Source organism: Microbulbifer sp. SE14 (assembly GCF_059834885.1).
The window spans coordinates 48,457-64,610 of the sequence record NZ_JCBAJA010000009.1; the positions used below are offsets into that span (position 1 = coordinate 48,457).

The 16,154-nt window shown below is 63.1% G+C and carries 13 protein-coding genes; 10 read left to right on the forward strand and 3 right to left on the reverse strand.

Translation table 11 applies throughout. The annotated features are described in order from the left end of the window. The first annotated feature begins 86 nt into the window (after nucleotides 1-86). From AC6R19_RS08545 to AC6R19_RS08560, 4 genes are all read left to right on the forward strand, one after another. Nucleotides 87-542, forward strand: coding sequence for a substrate-binding domain-containing protein (locus AC6R19_RS08545; protein WP_500579378.1), 456 nt, complete (start codon nucleotides 87-89; stop codon nucleotides 540-542). Between the two features lie 58 nt (nucleotides 543-600). After that, nucleotides 601-1,713 carry a hypothetical protein gene (locus AC6R19_RS08550; protein ID WP_500579379.1) on the forward strand — a complete coding sequence of 371 codons (1,113 nt, stop codon included), beginning with the start codon at nucleotides 601-603 and terminating at the stop codon, nucleotides 1,711-1,713. A 196-nt stretch (nucleotides 1,714-1,909) separates the two neighbouring features. Beyond that, on the forward strand, nucleotides 1,910-3,628 hold the full coding sequence (locus tag AC6R19_RS08555) for a diguanylate cyclase domain-containing protein (RefSeq protein ID WP_500579380.1): 1,719 nt from the start codon (nucleotides 1,910-1,912) through the stop codon (nucleotides 3,626-3,628). Nucleotides 3,629-3,666: 38 nt separating this feature from the next. Then, a complete protein-coding gene (locus AC6R19_RS08560) occupies nucleotides 3,667-4,593 on the forward strand; it encodes a 1-phosphofructokinase family hexose kinase (RefSeq protein WP_500579381.1) in 927 nt (308 codons plus the stop codon). 135 nt (nucleotides 4,594-4,728) lie between these two features. Here AC6R19_RS08560 and AC6R19_RS08565 read toward each other — a convergent pair whose 3' ends face one another. The 3 genes from AC6R19_RS08565 to AC6R19_RS08575 form a co-directional block, all read right to left on the reverse strand. Next, entirely contained in the window at nucleotides 4,729-5,610 is an 882-nt protein-coding gene (locus AC6R19_RS08565; RefSeq protein WP_500579382.1) for a dTDP-4-dehydrorhamnose reductase family protein, read from the reverse strand. 212 nt (nucleotides 5,611-5,822) lie between these two features. Next, entirely contained in the window at nucleotides 5,823-7,559 is a 1,737-nt protein-coding gene (gene argS / locus AC6R19_RS08570; RefSeq protein WP_500579383.1) for an arginine--tRNA ligase, read from the reverse strand. Between the two features lie 96 nt (nucleotides 7,560-7,655). Then, nucleotides 7,656-8,105 carry a VOC family protein gene (locus AC6R19_RS08575; protein ID WP_500579384.1) on the reverse strand — a complete coding sequence of 150 codons (450 nt, stop codon included), beginning with the start codon at nucleotides 8,103-8,105 and terminating at the stop codon, nucleotides 7,656-7,658. Nucleotides 8,106-8,277: 172 nt separating this feature from the next. Between AC6R19_RS08575 and sbcB the strand changes: the two genes are divergently transcribed. The 6 genes from sbcB (at nucleotide 8,278) to AC6R19_RS08605 (ending at nucleotide 16,136) form a co-directional block, all read left to right on the forward strand. Continuing rightward, a complete protein-coding gene (gene sbcB, locus AC6R19_RS08580; protein ID WP_500579471.1) occupies nucleotides 8,278-9,732 on the forward strand; it encodes an exodeoxyribonuclease I in 1,455 nt (484 codons plus the stop codon). Nucleotides 9,733-9,854: 122 nt separating this feature from the next. Continuing rightward, on the forward strand, nucleotides 9,855-10,871 hold the full coding sequence (locus tag AC6R19_RS08585) for an aspartate carbamoyltransferase (RefSeq protein WP_500579385.1): 1,017 nt from the start codon (nucleotides 9,855-9,857) through the stop codon (nucleotides 10,869-10,871). A 244-nt stretch (nucleotides 10,872-11,115) separates the two neighbouring features. Further along, nucleotides 11,116-13,143, forward strand: coding sequence for a DUF3472 domain-containing protein (locus AC6R19_RS08590; protein ID WP_500579386.1), 2,028 nt, complete (start codon nucleotides 11,116-11,118; stop codon nucleotides 13,141-13,143). 185 nt (nucleotides 13,144-13,328) lie between these two features. Next, nucleotides 13,329-14,702, forward strand: a complete 1,374-nt coding sequence (locus tag AC6R19_RS08595; protein WP_500579387.1) for an NfeD family protein — start codon at nucleotides 13,329-13,331, stop codon at nucleotides 14,700-14,702. Nucleotides 14,703-14,736: 34 nt separating this feature from the next. Then, a complete protein-coding gene (locus AC6R19_RS08600) occupies nucleotides 14,737-15,495 on the forward strand; it encodes a slipin family protein (RefSeq protein WP_500579388.1) in 759 nt (252 codons plus the stop codon). Further along, a complete protein-coding gene (locus tag AC6R19_RS08605; protein WP_500579389.1) occupies nucleotides 15,495-16,136 on the forward strand; it encodes a MarC family protein in 642 nt (213 codons plus the stop codon). The genes AC6R19_RS08600 and AC6R19_RS08605 overlap by 1 nt, the downstream gene beginning before the upstream one ends. The last annotated feature ends 18 nt before the right edge of the window (nucleotides 16,137-16,154 follow it).

The window sequence follows — 16,154 nt, forward strand, 5'->3', positions numbered from 1 at the left end:
GTGTCCGGCCGCCCGACCCCCGGGATAAGAAAGGTGGGCCGGGGTCGCCCAATGTAAAGGAATGCGGAGCTGCAAACTGCAGAATAATGCCGGAGAGGGATCGCCGCGTGCTGCGCCTGGCCTGTTACCTTTTTTTAGCGCTGTTACTCTTATCTGCCGCCCCGGGCCGCGCGGAGGACGAGCGCTATGTGTTCGTGGTGGTGAACAGGGCCTCGGTCGGTTCCCTGGACCAGAAAGCGCTGCGCGCCATTTTCTCTATGCGCCTGCATAGCTGGGAGGACGGCAGTAAGGTCCATGTCTTCGTGCTGCCGGACAACGACGCTACCCACCGACAGTTCGTGCGCGAAGTTCTGCGCATGTATCCACACCAGCTGCGCCGCAGTTGGGACAGGGCAATTTACTCCGGCATGGGCGAAGCACCACAAGTGGTATCCTCCGAAGAGGAGATGATCCGCCGCCTGTTGAACAACCCCGGTGCCATTGGCTACCTGAGTGAGGACCCGCGTGATGAGCGGTTGTATACGGTTGCCATTAACCAGTAGGGCGCGGGCAGCGCAGTGGTCGCGGGCGGGCTTTCTCCGCTGCGCGGGTGGGCTCTGTTTGCTCTTTGTTGCTGCGCCCCTGGCGGCGGAAGTGGAAGAGGAGGAGGGCTGGTTGTCCTCGGCCCAGTACCACGGTTTTTTGTCCCAGGGTTATATAAAGACCGATCACAATCGCTTCTTCGGTGACAGCGAGTCCGGCAGTTTCGAATTCACCGAACTCGGGCTCAACGGCACCGTCAACCCGGTCAGCAACCTGAGGATCTCCGCCCAGCTGAACTATCGCCGTGCCGGTGAAAATGCGCCGGAGGAAGTCCAGCTGGATTACGGCTTTGTGGACTATCGTTTTGTCGATGACAATGCGCGCAGGATGGGGGTGCGGTTGGGGCGTATCAAGAACCCCTATGGCTTTTACAACGAAACCCGCGATGTGGCCGCGACGCGCCCGTCGGTGCTGCTGCCCCAGTCCATCTACTCGGACCCGCTGCGCGACGTCTGGCACTCGTCGGATTCCATCGGGGCCTACTACTACGGCTTCCCCGCGGGCCTGGAGTTCAGGTTCGACAGTGTTTATGGTCGCTCTGACGCAATCGGCGAGACGGTCGCGCGGGTGCGGCTGCCGGGCTACGAAGCCGACCTGGACAGCCGCTATATCAGCCTTGCGCGCGTGAGTATCGGCAGCGATGTGGGCAGCTGGAAGCTGGCCTACACCTTCGGCAAGACGGCGCTGGATTTCTCCACCAGCGCGCCCATCCAGCTGCAGCGGGGGCAGGTGCGTGAGGCGATCAACCTGCTGTCCGGCGAATATCTGCTGGAGGAGTGGATTTTCACCGCCGAGTACCAGCAACTGGAGACCTGGAGCCGCGCGGAGAGGGTGCCGGCAGTAGTGGGGACTTCGGAGTCCTGGTATCTGCAGAGCGCCTGGCTGTTCCGCCCCAAGTGGCGGGCCCTGCTGCGCTTCGACCAGTACCGGCCCGACCGGGACTCCGGCAGTATGCGTACCCGCGACCTGGCTCTGGGACTGAGATACGACTACGACAACCACTGGATGGCGGCCATCGAGTACCATAAAGTGGAGGGCATCGCCTGGTTGTCTCCGGCAGACAATATGGAAGTCGCCGAGTCGGTGAACGACTGGCAGCTGCTGGCGGCGGTGGTGAGCTACCGGTTTTGATGTAGGGAACTGGGGACTCGGGACTCGAGGAAGGAGACACCAGTTGATGCGAAGGCCCTGATGCCGGGGCCATTCGGGAGAAGCGCCCGAGGCTGAAAAATGGCCCGATGAGGCTGTTGAGCGAATGGCCACCGGCAGCAGGGCCGCTCCGGGCTGCGGGCTGGGGCGGAGTCTGTATGATGGAGTTGCAACGGAAATGCGGTTACACAGTTTGCGGGTGAAGGCCAGTGTTTTTTCGCTGCTATTGATAGTGGCGATGTGCCTGTTTTTCATTTTACTCGGCAACGGCGGCATGCAATCCCTGTTGGAAAAAAGCCGCGAGAATCGCTATGTCACCTACCAGTATCAGATTTCCGGCCTGCTCAGCCAGTCGCGGGAAGACCTGCTCCAGCTCTCGGACCTGATCGTCCTCTGGCGCGGCGGCGCTTCCGCCAGCCCGGCAATCCTTCGCGGGCTTTTCGATCGCCAGTGGGAGTATCTGCAGATCAGTTGGGGGCTGGAATCCCTCAAATTGTATACCGACGACCGGCAGCCGCCGATCAACTGGGGCGAATCCACCCGGCGCCTGACGCCGGAACAGATCCGCGAAGTCATCATCAGCGGCCAGCCGCTGGAGAGCGTCTACTGCAACCGTATCTGCGTGCAGAGCCTGGCGGTGCCGGTGATCGGTGAGAACGGCGTCGACTATGTGCTCCAGGTGGACAGATCCCTGGCCAACGAACTGCTCAGTTTCCGCGAGATCACCGGCTCGGACATCGGCATTCTGTCCGCCGCGCACAGCACACCGGCCTTCCACACCAGTGACTACCTGGAAAACTGGAACCGGGAGGTGATAGCACTCACCTCCAAGGAGATGCTGATGCCGCTGCTGCGCCAGATTGCTGCGGAGCAGTCGCAGATGCCCGGGCTGCGCTACTCCAAGAGCTACCTGTTTGAGAACAAGCATTTTGACGTAAAGACGATACCGATCAGCAGCAGCGATGAGCAGGGAGCGCATTTCGTCATCGTCGACAATGTCTCCGACCAGGTCAGCCAGATAGGCGATTCCCTTAAGCTGCTGCTGCTCTTCTCGGTACTGGGAGCCTTTATTTTTATCAGCGCCATCACCAGTATGTTGTGGCGCCCCATACTGCGCCTGCGTCGCCTGGCGGAGGCGCTGCCGCTGTTGAGCGAGGGCAAGTTCGATGCCGCACGCAGCCTGATCCGGCCCGTCGCCAAGCGCAGTTCCCACTACGATGAAATCGATGTGCTGGACTCCACCGGGCTGGCAGTGTGCGACCAGCTGGAAGTGATGAAGGAAATCGTGTCGCAGAATACGGCGGAACTGGAGCGCATCGCCATGTACGACACCCTCACCGGGCTCGCCAACCGGCACAATATCGTCGAGGAACTGAAAAAATACCTGCACGGGGGCGACTTCAGCGAGGGCACCGGCTACCTGTTCTTTGTCGACCTGGACAACTTCAAGCAGGTGAACGACTCCCTCGGCCACCAGGGCGGAGATGACCTGCTGAGGGTGGTGGCCCAGCGGCTGGTGAGCGTGATGCGCTTTGGCGACATGGTCGCGCGCCTGGGCGGGGACGAGTTCTGCGTCTTCGTGCGCTCCCTGTCCAGCGACGGCACCTATCGTACCCTGGCGGAGAAAATGCTGAGCATCGTCGCCGAGCCGGTGCGGATCGGCGACGAGAAGGTGCGGGTTACCCTGAGCATCGGGATTGTCGCCATTCCTGAGCACGGCAACACCCTGGAGGCCATTCTGCAGAAGGCGGATATTGCCATGTACCACGCCAAGTTCCGCGGCAAGAACAACTACCAGCTCTACTCGGCGGACTTGGCGGGAATGGAGCAACTGGTGGAGGAGAGCCCGGAGCCGACTGTGCTGGAGATGGTTGCCGGCAGCGACTCCGGCAGTTGACGACCATCCTGGCGGCCCCTGAAAAACTGCGGTGACCTATGATCTGGACGCTCACCATGAATCCGGCACTCGATCTGGCGGTCACTACGCCGACGCTGGAAATCAAACGCAAACTGCGCTGTCGGGAAGTGCGTTTCACGCCCGGTGGTGGCGGTATCAACTGTAGCCGCACCATTGCCAGGTTGGGGGGCGAGTCCCACGCCCTGTTCACTTGTGGCGGCGAGATCGGCGAAATGCTGGATCGCTACCTGCGCGACGCGGGAGTGGCAACGGCCCGATTGGACGTAAAGGGCAACACGCGGATCAATGTGCTCGCCAATCCCGAAGAGGAGGAGGGGGAATACCGGCTGATATTGCCCGGCCCGGAACTGAGCGAACGGGAGTGGCAGGGCGCCCTGCGCAGGCTGGGAGAGGTCCTGACGGGGGATTCGATACTGATCGCCAGCGGCAGCCTGCCGCCCGGCGTTCCCGATGACTTCTACTGTCGGGTGGCCGCCGTTGTCAACAGCCGCGGGGCGCGGCTGCTCCTCGACGGCCCCCCAGAGGCGGTGAGCAGGGTATTGGCGGATGAGTCCCTGTTCGCGATAAAGCCCAACAAGCCGGAGTGGATGGCGATCCGGGATTGCAGGGGCGATCGCCGGGCGCTGATCGCCGAGGCGGAAATGGTGGTGCGGGAAAAGGAGCGGGCCGAGGTTGTGCTGATTTCGCTGGGTTCCGCCGGAGCCATTTGTGTGACGGGGGAGGGCAGCGAGTACATTGCGGCGCCCGAGGTTGAGGTGGTGGACACCACCGGCGCCGGAGACAGCATGTTCGGTGCCTTCGCCCTGGCCATCGCCAATCGGATGCCACCAGCCGAGGCGGCGCGCTATGCGGTGGCGGCCGGCGCGGCGACCGTGGGTGAATTCGGCAGTGAGGTCTGCAGCCTCGAGCGGTTGGCGGAATTGCTCGAGAGGATGTCCCGCTAGCAAAACCTACTGTCTGTACCTGACGCGGTTTCACACCTTACATCCGTGGCGGATGCGCTTATCCGCCCTACAGGCTGCCGGTGGCCTGGCATCGTACCAAATTGCGGACTCGGTGGCGTTCGGAGAGAAACTGGATTAAAGGAAAGGGCTGAGATACCTGGCCAGTTGCTGCTTTAGTGGCTCGCCTGCCGCAACGCCCATGTCCGTGAGACGCGACTTGTCCAACTGGCAGTTGTGCGGGCGGGGCTCGGCGAATCGGGGTTCCGGATCCCCGCTCAGGTGATCTGCCGGCAGGTTGCAGCTCTCCGCGACCATCTGCGCGAGTTCGAAGCGGGTGCAGGCGGTGTCGCCGCTCCACTGGTAGATACCGGAAAAATGCTCTCCCTCGCCAATCTTTTGCAGGCACTGCTCCAGCACCCGGGCGACGTCCTCGACGCTGGTGGGGAAGCGCACAGCCCAGTCGTCCAGCGCCGTCGGGTGGGGGGTCCTGATGGTTTCCAGCAGCGCGGTTACACCGGACTCGCGCAGTTGGGTCACCGGTCCGAACAGCAGCGGCAGGCGCAGCACCCAGTGATCGCCGTTTTCCAGCACCGCCTTTTCCCCCTTCAGTTTGCTGCGGCCATAGAAGTTGACCGGATTGGGTTTGTCCCCGGCGGAGTAGGGCGGTTCGGTGCCGTCGAATACATAGTCGGTGGAGATATACACCAGTTGGGCGCCGGCCTCGCTGCACAGCTGCGCCAGTTTTTCCGTACTCTGTACATTGAGCTTCCAGGCCGCATCCGGGTCTTCGGCACAGCGATCCGGCCAGCGCTCGGCGGCGCAGTGGATCACGATTTGCGGCCGGGCTTTCCGCAGGGTTTCCCGCACCGCGTCGAAATCGGTGAGGTCGAGCCGCAACAGTCTTCCGCCGACGCGGGACCAGGCAGTGCCGGTTACCGACAGGTCCGGATTCGAGTCGAGCTGTTTGAAGACGCTGCGCCCGAGCAGGCCGGAGGCGCCGGTGATCAGGATATTCAAAGGTGTCTTTTCCCCGTTTGCGGTGAGATCGCCCCTGCGGGCAGGGAGCTGCACGGTGACCGGCTCCCCCTGAGCTTGCCGTGTAGGGGCCGAAGGCACCGCGAATACCTGGAGCGGCTGGAACGGACCTTGTATTCGCCCGAATGACCGTGCCACCTGCGGCCCGGGCGAACACAAGGTTCGCCCCTACAAGTCCGGTTTGAGTGTTCGCCCTACATTTTTTCCATGACTTCGATACCGAGCAGGTCCAGCCCGATGGCGATGGTGCGGGCCACCAGGTCACAGAGCTGCAGGCGGCTCTGCTTCTGCTCCTCGGTGATGCCTTTCCTGAGTACCGGGCAGGCCTCGTAGAAGGCCATATAGGCGCTGGCCAGGTCGTAGAGGTAGCTGCACAGGATATGCGGGAAGGTATCCTTGGCCACCTGGTTCAGCACTTCGCCGAACTGGCACAGCTTGATTGCCAGGGCGCGCTCCTCGGCGGTGCCCAGCTGTATCCCGCCTTTCAGTTCGCCCGGCTCGATACCGGCGCGGCGGAAGATGCTGCGCACGCGGGTGTAGGCGTACTGCAGGTAGGGGGCGGTGTTGCCCTCGAAGCTGAGCATTGCGTCCCAGTTGAATACATAGTCGTTGGTGCGGGTCTTGCTTAGGTCGGCGTACTTGACCGCGCCTATGCCCACCTTGCGTGCGATCTCCGCGCAGGTATCGGCGTCCAGGTCCGGGTTCTTCTCCGCCACGAGCTTTTCCGCGCGTTCCACCGCTTCGTCCAGTAGCGAGGCCAGCTTCACGGTGCCACCGGTGCGGGTTTTGAAGGGCTTGCCGTCGTCGCCCATCATGGTGCCGAAGGCGCAGTGCTCGAGGACGACAGAGTCCGGCAGAAAGCCGGCCTTGCGCGCGGCGGTAAATGCCTGTTGCAGGTGCAGGGACTGGCGCGCATCCACCACAATCAGGATGCGGTCTGCTTTCAATTGGTTGGCGCGGTAGCGGATGGCGGCCAGGTCGGTGGTGGCGTAGAGGTAGCCGCCGCCCTTCTTCTGGATGATCATCGGGCTGGGGTTGCCCTCCTTGTCCGCCATCTCTTCCAGGAAGACCACGATCGCGCCTTGGTCCTCGACGGCGATGCCGCGGTCCAGCAGCTCTTTGACCAGTACCGGCAGGTCGTCGTTGTACTGGCTCTCGCCGTACACGTCTGAGCGCTTGAGGGTCACGTTCAGCTTTTCGTAGATCTCCTCGCTGTGGCTGATGGAGACATCGATAAACTGCCGCCACAGTTTCAGGCATTCGGGGTCGCCGCCCTGCAGCTTCACCACGTATTCCCGCGCTCGGTCGGCGAAACCCTCTTCCTCGTCAAAGCGCACCTTGGCCTCGCGATAGAAGGTCTCCAGGTCCGCCAGCGCGACCTCCGCATCGCTGTTCTCCAGTTTGTCGGACAGGTGCGCCAGCAGCATGCCGAACTGGGTGCCCCAGTCGCCCATATGGTTCTGGCGAATCACCTGGTGGCCCTGGAACTCCAGTAGCCGCGCCAGGGCGTCGCCGATAATGGTGGAGCGCAGGTGGCCGACGTGCATCTCCTTGGCGAGGTTGGGGCTGGAGTAGTCGATCACCACCGTCTGCGGCTCGGCCACCGGGGCTATATTCAGGCGTTCGTCCTTCTCGGCGGCGGCCAGTTGGTCTGCCAGCCACTGCTCGCTGAGGTGAATGTTCAGGAAACCGGGCCCGGCAATCTCCACCTTGTCGATCATATCGCCCTTGTCCAGGTTCTCGAGAATCCTTCCTGCCAGCTCGCGCGGGTTGGTGCCCATACGCTTGGCCGCGGCCATGGCGCCGTTGGCCTGGTAGTCGCCGAAGCCCGCCTTCTTCGCCGGTACCACCACAGGGCCGCAATCTTCGGGGATGCCGGCGGCGATCATGGCGGCCTGGAACTTGTCGGAGAGGAGTTGGCGAATATTCATAGGGGGGAACTGCTGCTGTAATCGTGGAAACGCGGGATTTTAATGGCAGGGGGCGGCTTTGCAACCGGCCGCCCCCGGCGGAGTGGGGGATACAGATCAGGAGAGCTCGGCGGCGCGGCGCTCCAGTTCGTCCTCGGGCACATCCTCGATATGGGTGGCGAGGAACCAGACGTGGCCGAAGGGATCCTGCAGTGTGCCGCTGCGGTCGCCGTAGAACTGGTCCTCCAACGGGCGTTTGACGGTGGCTCCGGCCTCGACCGCGCGGGCGAAGACACTGTCCACGTCCTCCACATAGAGCAGCAGGCCGACCGGGGAGCTGCCCTGGGGGCTCAGCAGGCCGCCCTCGGGGTTGTCGTCAGCGAGGGATATGCGGGTGTCGCCGATCTGGATCTCGGCGTGGGCAATACTGCCGTCGGGCATCGGGAAGCGGAACAGCTCCTTGGCGCCGAAGGCGCGTTCATAGTAATCGATGGCCTTGGCGGCACCGTTGATGCTCAGGTAGGGGGTAACGCTGTGGTAGCCCTCGGGGATGGGTTTGACTGCCATATCGATTCTCCTTGTTGTGGTTTCCGGCAATGGTGTGCCTCGCTTGGATCTTTGTCCAGCCCCGTAGGATGGGCAAAGGAGCGCAGCGACGTGCCCATCACCGCCTGGGCTGATGGGCAGGCTACAGTTCTTCCCGAGTCCCGAGTCCCGAGTCCCGAGTCTCAATGCTATGATGCCCCCCAAAACAGGGGGGGGGGCCGTGAGCAAAACCACACTCTATTGGCACGACTACGAAACCTGGGGTACGGATCCGGGCGCGGACAAGCCGTCCCAGTTCGCCGGCATCCGCACCGACGAGGACCTGAATATCGTCGGCGAACCACTGATGCTCTACTGCCGCCCGGGCAGCGATTGCCTGCCGCAGCCGATGGCCAGCCTGGTCACCGGCATCAGTCCGCAAAAGGCCCTGGCTGAGGGCGTGCCGGAGATCGAATTCATCCAGAAAATCCTCGCCGAGCTGGGTGTGCCCGGCACCTGCGGTGTCGGCTACAACAGCCTGCGCTTCGACGACGAAGTGACCCGCCACACCCTGTACCGCAACCTGCTCGATCCCTATGAGCGCGAGTGGCGCTCCGGCAACAGCCGCTGGGACATCATCGATATGGTGCGCCTGACCTACGCCCTGCGCCCCCAGGGAATTGAGTGGCCGGAGCGGGAAGGCGGGGTGCCGTCCTTCCGCCTGGAGGAGCTGACTGCTGCCAACGGCATAGCGCACGAGGGCGCCCACGATGCCCTGTCCGACGTGCGCGCCACCATCGGGATGGCGCGCCTGGTGCGCAGCAGGCAGCCGAAACTCTACGGCTATGTGTACCGGCTGCGGCGCAAGCAGGAGGCGGCGAAACTGATTGACCTGCGCAGCCGCAAGCCACTGCTGCATATCTCCGGCAAGGTGCCCGCATCCCAGGGGCACCTGACCTATATAGTCCCGCTGGCCGCGCACCCGGTGAATCGCAACGCGGTGATCGCCGCCAACCTGGCCATGGATCCGGAACCTCTATTCAGACTAGACGCGGAGAGCCTGCGCGAGCGCCTCTACACCGCCCGCGACCAGTTGAGGGAGGGGGAACTGCCGGTGGGGCTGAAGCTGGTGCACCTGAACAAGTGCCCGGTGCTGGCGCCGGCCAATATGCTCGACGACCGGCGCGCCTCCGAACTGGGTATCGACAAGGCCACCTGCGAGGCCAACTGGCAGCGGTTGCGGGACATAGACCTGACGGAGAAGCTGCACCGGATCTATCTCGACAGCGACTTCCCCAAGAGGGATGTGGAGGCCGGCCTCTACGACGGCTTCCTCAATGACGCCGATCGCGACCTGTGCCGCCAGCTGCACCGGGACCTGGCTGAGCGCGGCCCGCAAGTCCTGGCCAGTGAGGCCCCTTTCTCCGACCCGCGCTTGCCGGAGCTGCTGTTCCGCCTGCGCGCACGCAACTTCCCCGAGACATTGTCGGTGGAGGAACAGCAGCGCTGGCAGGAGTGGCGCTATCGCCGCCTGACGGATCCCGCCGCCGGCGCCAGCATCACGCTGGAGGCCTACTTCGAGCAGATTGCCGCGCTACGCGAGCAGTTTCCGGACAAGGTGGCACTGCTCGACCAGTTGGAGAGCTGGGGCGACAGCCTCCTCGCCTGAGCCCTTGCAGGAGCGGCGGAGCGGCCGCCCCGCCGCTCCTACAGCTATGTTCTTTGCCAATGCCCGAGTAGAATGCCCCCGCCAAAGACTCGCGCCCACAAGGCGCAACCAACGGAGCAGCAATGGACTTTATCGGAGCCAATATCCTTTCCGTCAGCCAGTTCGAGCGCGGCGACATCGACCGCGTCTTCGAGGTAGCCGACGCCATGGGCCCCTACGCTCGCCGGGAGAAGGTCACCCGGGTGCTGGAGGGCGCCATCCTCGGTAATATGTTCCTGGAGCCGAGCACCCGCACCCGCCTCAGCTTCGGTGCCGCCTTCAACCTGCTCGGCGGCACGGTGCGGGAAACCGTGGGCATCAGTGCCAGCGCCATGGCCAAGGGCGAATCCCTCTACGACACGGCGCGGGTGCTGTCCGGCTACAGCGACGTCATCTGCATGCGCCACCCGCAGGAGGGCTCAGTGGCCGAGTTCGCCGCCGCCAGCCGGGTGCCGGTGATCAACGGTGGCGACGGCGCCAACGAACATCCCACCCAGGCGCTGTTGGATCTCTACACCATCCGCAAGGAACTGGAGGGCCACGGCCGCACCCTGGACGATTTCCGCATCGCCATGATCGGCGACCTCAAGTACGGCCGCACGGTGCACTCCCTGTGCAAGCTCCTGTGCCTGTTCAGCAATGTACAGGTGGTTCTGGTGTCGCCGCCGGAACTGGCGATGCCGGAGGACGTGGTGGAGAAACTGCGCCAGGCCGGGCACCGGGTGACGGTGACCGACCAACTGGAGACTTCCATCTCCGGCGTGGATATCGTCTACTCCACACGCATCCAGGAGGAGCGCTTCGCCTCCCAGGAGGAAGCCAACCTCTACCGCGGCCGTTTCCGCCTGAACCGGGAGATTTTCACCCGCCACGCCCAGCCCAACACGGTGATCATGCACCCGCTGCCGCGGGACTCCCGCGCCGAGGCCAGCGAACTGGACACCGACCTCAACGAGCACCCCAGCCTGGCCATCTTCCGCCAGACCGACAACGGCCTGCTGGTGCGTATGGCGCTCTTTGCGCTGCTACTCGGAGTAGAGAGCAAGGTGGACTACTACTCCCACGAGGTGCGCTGGCACAGTCGCCGCAATCCGGTGTAGCTATTGGGCCCGGCGGTCCCTCGGATTCGGGCGGCCGGGCTTTCGTTTGGCGCATGGAGCATCTGAAAGGAATGTTTCAACGAAAGAAATTGCCAGATAATTCACGCCCCAGTAATTATTTTCGCGTCATTCCGCCTGAAGTGTGACTGGCTAGACACCTGGCGTTCAGACGCGATTCTATATTCTCCCGGCGAAATCAATCCGCGGCGGTCACAGCACACGCCGCCTTCCCTGGAGAAACCCAATGCAAAAAATAACACTCAGCGGTATTTCGCTTCTCCCACTACTTGTCGCCCAGGTCCACGCCTTCGACTGCTCGGAACTGCCCGTCTGGAATGCGGGGGACGTCTATTGGGGCGGCGACCGGGTAGAGCACCTGGACTCAGCGTACGAGGCAAACTGGTGGACGCAGGGCAATGCCCCGGACCAGTACTCCGGCGCCTACCAGGAGTGGTCCCTGCTGGGCAGTTGCGACACCGCCGCCAGCCAGCCCCCGCAGGTGAGCCTGGATTCGCCACTGGCTGGAGCTTCTTTCACTGAAAATGACAGCGTTATCATCTCCGCCAGTGCCAGCGATGCAGACGGCGCCATAGCGCGGGTGGATTTCCTGCTGGACGGCGAACTGCTGGAGTCCGTCATCGCGCCGCCCTACGAGACAAGCTGGGCGGCGCAGGCGGGCAGCCACGACCTCAGCGCCGTCGCGGTGGACGACGCAGGCGCTTCAGCCACCTCCGGCTCTGTTTCCATATCCGTCGTCGCGACAAACCCGCCGCCTCCGGCCGGCACCGGCCTGCTGCGCTCCGTCTACGACTCGAATCTGTGCCTGGATGCCGGTGACTACGCCGGCGGCGCCGAAGTCAGCTTGCAGGCCTGTGACGGGACCAGTCCGCGGCAGCTGTGGCGGTTCGACAGCCAGGGCCGCATCGCGCTGGTGGAGGACGACGCCTACTGCCTGCACGCGAGCCAGCTGGATTACTTCGGCAACCCGCAGATGGCCGCCTGCGACACCTCCGCCAACCAGCAGTGGCAGCACCTGGATGGCGCCCTGCGCAGCGGCGACTGGGCGCTGGATATCGACGTCGCCAACACCGACCTGATCGTCTACGGCTTCCACGGCGGCAGCAATCAGCAGTGGCTGGGCTTTGAAGAGTGGGGCGGGGACACCGGGGAGTGTCCGGCGGGCTCGGTGATCGAGGCGCTGACCCCGGACGCCGGTGTGGCGCGCATGGGCTCTGTCTTTTCCAGCACCCTCTACGATCCCACGGACGAGACGCAAAACAACCAGAGCCACAATCCCCAGCAGATCGCCATTCGCGTCACCGACGGTGCCGGCATTCCGGTCTCCGGCTGTGAGGTGGCCTGGCAGGTAAGCGGCGGCGCGCCAGCCGGCGGCTGGGTGTTCCCGGACAGCCCGGCCACCGACGACGATGGCGAGATCACTGCCTGGTGGACCGCCGGCAGCGCTTCCCAGCAGACGGTCGTGGCCTCAATCACCACCGAGGGCGGCGGCCAGTCCAGCGCGAATGTCAGCGGCACCGCCTATCCCCACGCGACCCGCTCCAACTCCATCCATATCAACTGGAGCAGCGGTACCTGGGACAAATTCAGCGTGGATGTCACACCGCTGACCTTCCCGGCCACCACCTACTATTCGGCGATCAACTTCCCCGGCGGCTACACCGGCATCCAGCCCCACCAGGCGATTTTCTCCGTCTGGGATGTCGGCGGCGTGGATGCGGAGATTATCGATGTGGGCGCCTCCACCTGTACCGGCTTCGGTGGCGAGGGCACCGGCGCCAAGTGCGAGTACAAGATGACACCGACGGTCGGCAACAGCTACCGCTTCGAGGTGGAAGTCAGTTACCCGGTGGCCAACCGCACCGACTACACCGGCTATATGACCGATGTCGCCAGCGGCGAGCGCATCAAGCTGGCCACCATCCGCTACGGCTCGCGCCAGTACCCGAGTGGCGCCGCCGGCTTCGTCGAGGACTGGTGGGAGGAGGGTTTCTCCTGCCTCGCCACAAGTGCGCGCACCGCCTACTTCCACAATGTGCGCTACCAGAAGGACGGTGGCAGTTGGAATGAGATCCGGTCCGCTCGCTTCAGCGCCGTCTACAACCAGTGGCACAACGAGATCTGCGCCAACTATTACTTCGGCGTTGAGGACGGCAAATTCAAGTGGAGCTCCGGCGGCGATGAATTGGTCGGTCCGCCGATCAATGTACCCAACAACAACCCGGACTTCTCCACCACTGTGACCCTGCCGTAACGGCGACAGGATAGCGGGGCAACGGGTTTTTCCTGTTGTCCCGCACTGAAATCTGCCGGTGCTGCGTGGCCGCACGTTATTTCTGTTAATCTGAGTGCAGTGCCATTCTTGCATCCGGGACAGATGCCATGCCGAATCGGATTAAGGGAAGTTTGTGCAGTAGTGCTGTCGGGGCGTTGATTGCCTTGCTGTTATGGGTTCTGGTGCTGCCGGCCGCCGCGCAGAAGCCCGAGCCGTCGGACCCGTTGCAATCTCCGGCACCCCATGTGGCGCTGCTCTCCATCGAGGGCCCCATAGGCCCCGCCACCACCGACTACCTGGTGCGCGCCACCGAGGAGGCGCAGGAGGCGGGGGCGCAGCTGATCGTCATCCAGATGGATACCCCCGGCGGCCTGGACGCGGCCAGCCGCGATATCATCCAGCATATCCTCGCCTCTCCCGTTCCCATCGCCACCTATGTGCACCCGGCCGGTGCCCGTGCCGCCAGCGCCGGCACCTATATCCTCTACGCCAGCCATATCGCGGCCATGACGCCCGCCACCACCCTGGGCGCCGCCACGCCGGTGCAGATGGGCGGCGCACCTGGGCAGCCGCCCCCCGGTGAGCAGCCCTCCGAGGAGAAAGATGAGAAGAGTGAAAAAACTGAGGAAAAGGAAGAGGCGCCCGCCTCTGGTACTGCGATGGAGCGCAAGATGGTCAACGACTCGGTGGCCTTTATCCGCGGCCTGGCCCGGCGCCACGGGCGAAATGCGGACTGGGCGGAAAAGGCAGTGCGCGAGGCGGCCACCCTGACCGCCACCGAGGCGCTGGAAGAGAATGTCATCGATATAGTGGCGAAGAACAACGAGGACCTGCTGAAGCAGGTCGCGGGGCGCAAGGTGGCACTCGAAGAGGGAGAGCTCACGATATCCGCCAATATTGCCGAGCTGCCGGTGGAGTCCTACGAACCGGACTGGCGCAACGAGCTGCTGGCGCTGATCACCAATCCGCAGATCGCCTATATTCTGTTGCTGATCGGTATCTATGGGCTTATTTTCGAAGGCTACAACCCCGGGGCGCTTGTGCCCGGCATCGTCGGCATCATCTGCCTGCTGCTGGCCTTCTATGCACTGCAGGTGCTGCCGATCAACTACGCCGGGCTGGCGCTGATTATTGTCGGCGCACTGCTGATAGTGGCGGAAGTTTTTATGCCCAGTTTCGGCGCCCTGGGTATCGGCGGTGTCATCGCACTGGTGATCGGCTCGATGATGCTGATCGATACGGATGTGCCCGGTATGCAGGTGTCGCGCAACCTGATCGGCGCCATCGCCGGTGTCAGCGGCCTGGCGATGTTGGGCATACTGATGGCGGTGGGCAGGAGCCTGCGCAAGCCGCGCGTACCCGTGGAGCAGGCACTGGTGGGGCGCACCGCTGTGGTCAGCAATATCGAGGACGGCGAGGTACTGGTGCATCTCAATGGCGAAATCTGGCGCGCCCGATGCGACCAGCCGCTGCAGCCGGGGCAGCGAGTGAAAGTGGTGGCACAAAAGGGGCTTTCGTTGCGCGTCGAGCCCGAATAAACGGCGGAATACGACAAGGAAAAGGAGGAGAGGGATGTTCAGCTATTTTATCGGATTACTGATCGCGGCGGTGGTGCTATTGTTGATGTACGCCATCCGCATCATGCGCGAGTACGAGCGGGCAGTGGTTTTTTTCCTCGGCCGCTTCCAGGCGGTCAAGGGCCCGGGCCTGATTATCATTATCCCGGTGATCCAGACCATGGAGCGGGTGGACCTGCGCGTGGTGGTCATGGATGTACCGACCCAGGATGTGATCAGCCGCGACAACGTCTCGGTCAAGGTCAACGCGGTGGTCTACTACCGGGTGGTGGATCCGCAATCGGCGATCATCAATGTGGAGCATTACCACGAAGCGGTCAGCCAGCTGTCGCAGACCACGCTGCGCTCGGTACTGGGCAAGCACGAACTGGATGAGATGCTGTCGGAGCGCGACAAGCTCAATGTGGATATCCAGAAAATCCTCGACGAACAGACCGACGCCTGGGGCGTGAAGGTCACCAATGTCGAGATCAAGCACATTGATCTGGACGAGAGCATGATCCGCGCCATAGCCAAGCAGGCAGAGGCGGAGCGCTCCCGGCGCGCCAAGGTGATTCACGCTGAGGGGGAGGCCCAGGCCGCGGTAAAACTCACCGAGGCCGCGGACCAGCTCTCCAAAAATCCCAATGCGATCACCCTGCGCTATATGCAGACGCTGATCGATATCGCCGGGGAAAAGAATTCCACCATTGTATTCCCCCTGCCGCTGGACCTGATCCAGCCCCTGCTCAAACAGGCGGTGGAAAACAAATAATGGAACTGGACTGGGACCAGTTCACCAGGTCCTTCCTGTTACTGCTGGTGTTGCTGAACCCGTTCATCATGAGTATCTACCTGCTGGATCTGGTCAAGCGGGTGGAGCTGCAGGTCTTTACCCAACTGATCGTGCGCGCCTTCCTGATCAGCCTGGCGGTCTTCCTGGTGTTCGCCTGGTTCGGGGAGAGGGTTTTCGACAGCGTCTTCCAGGTGCGTTTCCTGGCGTTCATGATCTTCGGCGGCATCACCTTCCTGATCATCGGCATCCGCCTGATCCTCGGTATGGGGCCACCGGTGAGCAGTATGAATACCCAATCCAGTGAAGTTGCCGGCGCCATCGCCATGCCGTTTATCGTCGGGCCGGGCACCATCAGCGCCTGCGTGATCGCCGGCAGCCGCGTCGGCGCCCCCGGGGCCTCCCTCGCCATAACGTCGGCCATGGTGGTGGCCGCCGTCTCCATGATTTTATTGAAGATCCTGCACGACTGGGTGCAGACCCGCCAGGAGCGCTATGTGGAGCGCTATGTGGAAATTGCCGGCCGGCTCACCGCGCTGTTCACCGGTTCCTTTGCGGTGGATATGATTTTGAAAGGGGTTGAGCGCTGGCTGCAGCTGCTTCAAGAAGGGTTGTTGGAATAGAAAAGCCCCCCGGGAACA

Bases quoted from the DNA above. Each gene is read 5' to 3' on its own strand.
- AC6R19_RS08600 (WP_500579388.1), top strand. From the start codon at position 14,737: ATGTTCAGCTATTTTATCGGATTACTGATCGCGGCGGTGGTGCTATTG.
- AC6R19_RS08545 (WP_500579378.1), top strand. From the start codon at position 87: ATGCCGGAGAGGGATCGCCGCGTGCTGCGCCTGGCCTGTTACCTTTTT.
- AC6R19_RS08575 (WP_500579384.1), bottom strand. From the start codon at position 8,105: ATGGCAGTCAAACCCATCCCCGAGGGCTACCACAGCGTTACCCCCTAC.
- AC6R19_RS08555 (WP_500579380.1), top strand. From the start codon at position 1,910: ATGCGGTTACACAGTTTGCGGGTGAAGGCCAGTGTTTTTTCGCTGCTA.
- sbcB (WP_500579471.1), top strand. From the start codon at position 8,278: ATGCCCCCCAAAACAGGGGGGGGGGCCGTGAGCAAAACCACACTCTAT.
- AC6R19_RS08590 (WP_500579386.1), top strand. From the start codon at position 11,116: ATGCAAAAAATAACACTCAGCGGTATTTCGCTTCTCCCACTACTTGTC.
- argS (WP_500579383.1), bottom strand. From the start codon at position 7,559: ATGAATATTCGCCAACTCCTCTCCGACAAGTTCCAGGCCGCCATGATC.
- AC6R19_RS08605 (WP_500579389.1), top strand. From the start codon at position 15,495: ATGGAACTGGACTGGGACCAGTTCACCAGGTCCTTCCTGTTACTGCTG.
- AC6R19_RS08560 (WP_500579381.1), top strand. From the start codon at position 3,667: ATGATCTGGACGCTCACCATGAATCCGGCACTCGATCTGGCGGTCACT.
- AC6R19_RS08585 (WP_500579385.1), top strand. From the start codon at position 9,855: ATGGACTTTATCGGAGCCAATATCCTTTCCGTCAGCCAGTTCGAGCGC.